Annotated in this window: 6 protein-coding genes; 3 read left to right on the top strand and 3 right to left on the bottom strand. The window is 72.8% G+C overall.

Going from position 1 to position 6,208, the window contains the following annotated elements; translation table 11 throughout:
- Positions 1–328 precede the first annotated feature (328 nt).
- Positions 329–538: a hypothetical protein gene (locus CCN72_RS28790; RefSeq protein WP_086810850.1), complete on the bottom strand. Its 210-nt coding sequence runs from the start codon at positions 536–538 to the stop codon at positions 329–331.
- Positions 525–2,069 carry a PspC domain-containing protein gene (locus CCN72_RS28795; RefSeq protein WP_086810852.1) on the bottom strand — a complete coding sequence of 515 codons (1,545 nt, stop codon included), beginning with the start codon at positions 2,067–2,069 and terminating at the stop codon, positions 525–527. The genes CCN72_RS28790 and CCN72_RS28795 overlap by 14 nt, the downstream gene beginning before the upstream one ends.
- Positions 2,070–2,291: 222 nt before the next feature.
- On the opposite strand from CCN72_RS28795, the gene CCN72_RS28800 reads away from it, so the two are divergent.
- Positions 2,292–3,581, top strand: a complete 1,290-nt coding sequence (locus tag CCN72_RS28800; protein ID WP_085568709.1) for an ATP-binding protein — start codon at positions 2,292–2,294, stop codon at positions 3,579–3,581.
- Positions 3,578–4,324, top strand: coding sequence for a LuxR C-terminal-related transcriptional regulator (locus tag CCN72_RS28805; RefSeq protein ID WP_086810854.1), 747 nt, complete (start codon positions 3,578–3,580; stop codon positions 4,322–4,324). The genes CCN72_RS28800 and CCN72_RS28805 overlap by 4 nt, the downstream gene beginning before the upstream one ends.
- A gap of 48 nt (positions 4,325–4,372) precedes the next feature.
- Here the strand turns inward: CCN72_RS28805 and CCN72_RS28810 are convergent, their stop codons facing one another.
- Positions 4,373–5,434, bottom strand: a complete 1,062-nt coding sequence (locus CCN72_RS28810) for a C40 family peptidase (RefSeq protein WP_208638127.1) — start codon at positions 5,432–5,434, stop codon at positions 4,373–4,375.
- A gap of 344 nt (positions 5,435–5,778) precedes the next feature.
- Here CCN72_RS28810 and CCN72_RS28815 point away from each other — a divergent pair, with 344 nt between their 5' ends.
- A complete protein-coding gene (locus tag CCN72_RS28815; protein ID WP_037655947.1) occupies positions 5,779–6,132 on the top strand; it encodes a hypothetical protein in 354 nt (117 codons plus the stop codon).
- Positions 6,133–6,208: the final 76 nt, after the last annotated feature.

Below are 6,208 nucleotides of genomic sequence, written 5' to 3' on the forward strand. Positions count from 1 at the left end.
GGTTGAGGCTGAGACCAGGGCGGGGCTGGGATCGGGGGCGCGGAGTTGGGTTGCGAGGTCGGCTCGCCGGTCGGCTGTCCGTGGGACGGCTCCCGGCCTGTGGGAAGGGGCCGGGTGCTTGGAGTGGCTGACCGGGTATCGCTGCGTTGCGTCCCCGCCGCGCCTCCGTGCGTACGTGCGTGTCGCCGTGCCGTCGCGCCGCAGGGTCGGGGCGCTGTCGGAGCCGTCGGGGACGGTGGCGGCTCGCCTCGCGTGGCCTCGCGCGTGACCCCGGCCGATGTGTGGCCTTGGTCGATGCGTGACCCCGGCCCCGGAGGCCGCCGACCGCCTAGCCCTGCTCGGTCCCGCCCCGTCCGCGTATCGCCCGGTTGAGTGTCGCCGTGGCACCGGCCAGGCACAGGCCGCCCACCACCAGCGGGACGATCGCGAACCAGGGGGTCTTCCACAGGCCGCCCGCGTCACCGGCGAACACCACCCCGGTGGCGACGAGGAACAATCCGGCGACCAGCTTCCCCGGCCGGAACTCATGGCGCAGCACGGTCCACCTCCACCTCTCCGGCCCCGACCTCGAGGGTGAGGTCCAGGGTGCCGCTGTCCTTGCCGCCCTTGGCCGGTGTCAGGGTCACTTCCCGGTGCCGTTGCGGCAGCACGTCCACGTCCTTTCCGTTCTTCTCTCCCGGCAACTTGATGTCGCCCACGCCCACATCGATGTTCATCCGCACGGTCGTGTCGGCCGGCACGATCACCTTCAGCTGGCCGGCCCCGATGTGCGCGTCCGTGCTGACGGTCTGCCCCTTGGCCGGGCATACCCGGGTCAGGTCGAGGGTGCCCCGGCCCGTGCCCAGCTCGTACGCCGGCCGGACCTGTGCCGCGGCGCCGGGTATCCAGGACGTCTCCCGCCAGTGCGTGGTGATGTCCCGGGGCATCGCCGCCGCGCCGCCGAGCAGAGCCGCCGTGACGATCGCCAGGAACACCGTCCCGGCGCCGGTGCGGCCCAGGAACGAGCTGACCGCGATGCCCAGGCCGAAGACGGCCAGCGCACAGGCGAGTCCGGTCTGAAGGCTGGCGCCCAGGGTGTGGGTGTGCCACGTCAGCCCGGAGCCCAGGCCGCCCGCCAGCAGTGCCAGCAGGAACACCGGGCCGCCTATCCAGCGCGGTCCGCGCGGCTTCGGCGGCGCGGGGCGCGGCGGCTTCTGCTGTGCGGCGCCGGGGTGGGTCCAGGGGGTGGCGAGGCGGACGTCGACGACCGAGAGCAGGTCTCCGTCCCGGATCCGGGCGTCGCCGGGCCCCCACAGATAGCCGGTGCCGCCGACATGGGTGCCGTCCTTGACGATCGGGTCCCGCCACCACGACGGGAAGCTGATGGCGACCGGCGGTGCCTGCGCCTCCGGCGGTGCGTCGGCGGCGGCCTGCGCGGCGAGCGGGTCGGGGTCGGGGGCGCCACGGCGCCGCGACCAGTACCCGGCGCCCGCGAGCATCAGCGAGAGCACCGCGGCGAAGGCCAGCGCCGCGCCGTTTCTCAGCATGGTCAGGAAGGTCCCGCAGCCGACCAGGGCGAAGAGCACGGCGGCCAGCGCCTGGCCGTCGACCCGGCCGGTCAGCAGCTTGCGCAGTTCGTTCTCCTCCTCGTCCTCGTACGGCACCAGCAGCCACACGAAGCCGTAGAAGATGAGACCGATACCGCCGGTCGCCGACAGAACGGCCAGGGTGATCCGGAATATCACCGGGTCCATGTCGGCCTGCCGGCCGAGCCCCGCGCACACGCCCGCGATCATCTTGTACCGGCGCCCGCGCCGGAACCGCTCGGGTGCGTCCTCGGCGGGGCCGGGCTGCCGCGTGGGCCCCTGCGGCTGTCCCTCGCTCCGGTCCTGGCCCGGTCCGGCGCCGGTGCTGTCCGTCTTCTTCGCGTTGTCCGTCTTCTCCGTGCCTTCCGCGCGAGGGGCGGAGCCGCCGGTGGCCGCGCCCGCCCCTTCCGTCGCGGCGCGCGCGGCATCCGTCGGCCCGGTGCCCGGGGCCGGGCGTGGGCCGCCGGGTCCCGGACCCGTCGCGGCGTGCTCGTGATCCGTCATGAGTCCATGGTGACGGCCGGGGCGGCGCGGCGGCAGTCGGGACAACCCTGGGCGAACCCTGAAATCGGCCCTGAGGCGGGCCGGGGGAAGCGTTCGAGCTGCGCGGAGCGGCCGGCTCCGGTGCGGGAGCGAGGCCCCCGACCCGGCCCCGGGGAAGATCAGGGGCGTCTCGGGGACCGACCCTGATGCCCCGCCCCGGCCGGCCGTGTGACCATCGATGCCATGCCGGAAGCCGCAAGCCTGCCACTCGACGACCCGCGGCCGCCGCGCAAGCTCTACCGCAGCGGCGACGGACGCTGGCTCGGCGGAGTGGCGCGGGGCCTCGCCGGGCATCTCGGGCTGCCCGTCGTCTGGGTCCGGCTCGCGTTCGTCGGCCTGTTCATGGCCAACGGTCTGGGCGCACTGCTGTACGCGGCCTTCTGGTTCTTCGTCCCGCTCGGTGTCGGTGGCGTCGGCGGACAGAAGACGTCCCCGGTCACCGCCGAGACCACGCCCGGCGGCCGCAGAAGACTCGTGGCCCGCAAGCCGGACCGCGGTCAGATGGTCGCGCTGCTCCTCATGGTCATCGTGTCCATGGTGTTCGTGGGCAGCGTCAACCCGACCGGCGCGGCCAAGGCGTATCTGGTGCCCGCCGTGCTCGTCGCGGCCGGTGTCGCCCTCGTCTGGCGCCAGGCGGACAACGCCCGCCGGGCCCGCTGGGTCGAGGTCGGCCGGCACCGCCGCACCCTGACCCTGGTGCGCGCGGCCGCCGGTGTCCTGCTGGTCACGGCAGGCGTCTCGGCGATCTTCGTCCTCCAGGGTTCGGCCGCGCATCTCGGGGCCGTCCTCCAGGCCGCGCTCGCCGTCCTCGTAGGGATCACCCTGCTCGCCGGTCCGTATCTGGTCCGGATGACCCAGGACCTCTCCGAGGAGCGGCTGATGCGCATCCGCGCCCAGGAGCGTGCGGAGGTCGCCGCCCATGTCCATGACTCCGTGCTGCACACCCTCACCCTGATCCAGCGCAACGCGGACAACGCGGGCGAGGTCCGCCGCCTCGCCCGCGCCCAGGAGCGCGACCTGCGCACCTGGCTCTACAAGCCGGAGGGCACCGGCAAGGAGGAGGCCGACGAGCCGGACACGGTCGCGGAGGCGGTGCGGCGCAACGCGGCCGAGGTGGAGGACAAGCACGGGGTGCCCATAGAGGTGGTCGTCGTCGGCGACTGCCCGTTGGACGAGCGGATCGGTGCGCAGATGCAGGCCGCGCGGGAAGCGATGGTGAACGCCGCCAAGTACGGTGGCGACGGCGGCGCCGTACAGGTCTACGCCGAGGTCGAGGGCAGAACGGTGTTCGTGTCCGTGCGCGACCGCGGCCCGGGTTTCGATTTCGACTCGATACCCGCCGACCGCATGGGCGTCAGAGAATCGATCATCGGACGCATGGAGCGCAACGGCGGCACGGCCCGGCTACGGGCGGTACCGGGGGGCGGCACGGAGGTCGAGCTGGAGATGGAGAGGGCGGAGAAGACGGCATGAGCGACGCGACCGAGGCGAACGGCCCGGCGGAGACGGCGGAGGCCGCCGCGATCGGCGGGCTCGCCGGCGGCGGTGCGGCCGGGCGGCATGTACGGGTGGTGCTGGTGGACGACCACCGGATGTTCCGCACCGGCGTACAGGCGGAGATCGGTCAGACCGCCACGACCGGTGTCGAGGTGGTGGGCGAGGCTGCGGACGTCGACCAGGCGGTCACCGTGATCACCGCGACCCGGCCCGAGGTGGTCCTCCTCGATGTCCATCTGCCGGGCGGCGGCGGGGTCGAGGTGCTGCGCCGGTGCGCGGCACTGATGGCGGACGCCGAGCAGCCGGTGCGCTTCCTCGCGCTGTCCGTGTCGGACGCGGCGGAGGATGTCATCGGCGTGATCCGCGGCGGCGCCCGCGGCTATGTCACCAAGACCATCACCGGCACCGACCTGGTGGACTCGATCTTCCGGGTCCAGGAAGGCGACGCGGTCTTCTCCCCGCGGCTGGCCGGGTTCGTCCTGGACGCCTTCGCCTCCACCGACGCCCCGCCCGTGGACGAGGACCTGGACCGCCTCACCCAGCGCGAACGGGAGGTGCTGCGCCTGATCGCCCGGGGCTACGCCTACAAGGAGATCGCCAAGCAGCTCTTCATCTCGGTGAAGACGGTCGAGTCCCATGTCTCGGCGGTCCTGCGCAAGCTCCAGTTGTCCAACCGGCATGAGCTGACGCGGTGGGCGACGGCGCGGCGACTGGTCTGACCCCGGCGGAGCGGATCCCTGCCGGTCCGGGCCCACTTGCGGGGCCCCTCACACCACCCGCGTCGCCCCCGCGAACGGCATCTGGTCGATCGGGGCCACGCGGACCGGGGCCGAGGGATTGGGAGCGTGGATCATGCGGCCGTTGCCGATGTAGAGGCCGACGTGGCTGACGCCGGAGTAGAAGAACACCAGGTCGCCGGGGCGCAGTTCGGAGCGGGAGACGCGGCGGCCGGCGTCGATCTGGGCGTAGGTGGTGCGGGGGAGGGACACCCCGGCGGAGCGGTAGGCGGCCTGGACCAGGCCCGAGCAGTCGAAGGAGTGGGGGCCGGTCGCGCCCCACACATAGGGGCTGCCCAGTTTGGCGAAGGCGTAGGCGACGGCCGCCGCGGCGCGGGAGTCGGGGGCGGCGACAGCGCCGGCCCGTTCCAGCGCCTGCCGGGGGCCGTCGGCCGACCGGGAGGCGGCTCCCGGGGCGGTGTCGCCGGTCACCTGGTCGCGTTGCGACGGGCTCAGCTCGGCCAGCAGCCGTCGGGCCTCGGTCAGTTTGCCGGTGACGGACGCCTTCTGCCGCCGTAGTTCGTCCTGGTGGGACTTCAGCGACTTCAGCTCGACGCGGGCGGCGCCGCGCAACCGCTCGATCTCCTGGAGCTGTTGGCGCACCTGGGACACGGCGGCGGCCTGCCGGTCGCCGGCGCGTTCGGCGAGGGCGGCGTCGTCCAGGTAGCGGTTCGGGTCGCTGGACAGGGCGAGCTGCCAGGCGGGGGCGATGTCACCGGAGCGGTACTGCGCGGCGGCGAAGGTGCCGAGCGCGTCCCGGGCGGAGTTGAGCTTCTGCGTCTTGCGGGCGGCCTCGTCGCGCAGCGAGGTCAGCCGGCGTTCGCCCGCGGCCGCCTGCTCCTTGGCGCCGTCGTACTTCTGCGTGGCGGTCTCCGCCTCCCGGTACAAGGCGTCCACCTCGGTCTTCACCTGCGTCGGCGTCAGCCGGGGCTCGGCCTGTGCGATGCCGTCGAAGCCCGTCGTGGTGGCCGCCCCCGCCATCGCGAGAAGGGCCGCCGTCCGGGCCGTACGACCCCTGAACGGGTGCTGCCGTGGCCTGCGGTGCGCTGCCACCTGTGCCGTCACGTCCTTCCGTACGACTGATGCCGGTCGATGCGACCGATACATCCGATGCCGGACCCGGCGGCTGGGGGCCGGGTGCCTGGGGGAGGACGCTAAGCCGGATGGTGACGAGTTGGTAACGCAGTGTGCGGAAATGGCTTCGATGAGGCGATACGTGTCTGTTTGTGACCGAGTCGGAAGGTTCGGGGCGTCGCCTTCGGACGGCGTGGTGATCGAAGGGCGAGAACCGATGAAGGAGAGGGCGGTGGGGTGCTATGGGGCGCATTGGTGCGGGATGCGCGCGTGACCGGGGGCGGTGACGGGAGGCCGCGGGGCGCTGGCTAGGCTCCCGCTCCATGGACGTACTCATCCATCTCTTCGTCGGCCTGCACATCATCGGCATTGCCGCGTTGCTCGGTGGTTTCCTTACCCAGATGAAGGCGATGGGCCAGGGCACGGCGCGGTTCGTGCCCGGGATGCTGCACGGGGCGCTGACCATGCTGGTCACCGGTGTGGCCCTGGTCGGGCTCAATCAGGCGCAGGGTGCCCAGATCAACACCATCAAGATCGGCATCAAGCTGGCGCTGCTGATCGTGATCCTCGGCCTCGTCTACGTCAAGCGGGACGAGGAGCGGATCGACAAGGCGCAGTTCGGGCTGGTCGGCGCGCTGACCGCGACGAACATCTTCATCGCGGTGCTCTGGACCTGACCCCGCCGGACCCGGCGCGGGCCGTACGCACCGCGTCGGTGACCGTACCAATGGCCACCCAGAGCCACCCCGCCAC

The sequence above is a fragment of the Streptomyces murinus genome (genome assembly GCF_002154555.1).
GTDB classification, from domain to species: domain Bacteria; phylum Actinomycetota; class Actinomycetes; order Streptomycetales; family Streptomycetaceae; genus Streptomyces; species Streptomyces murinus.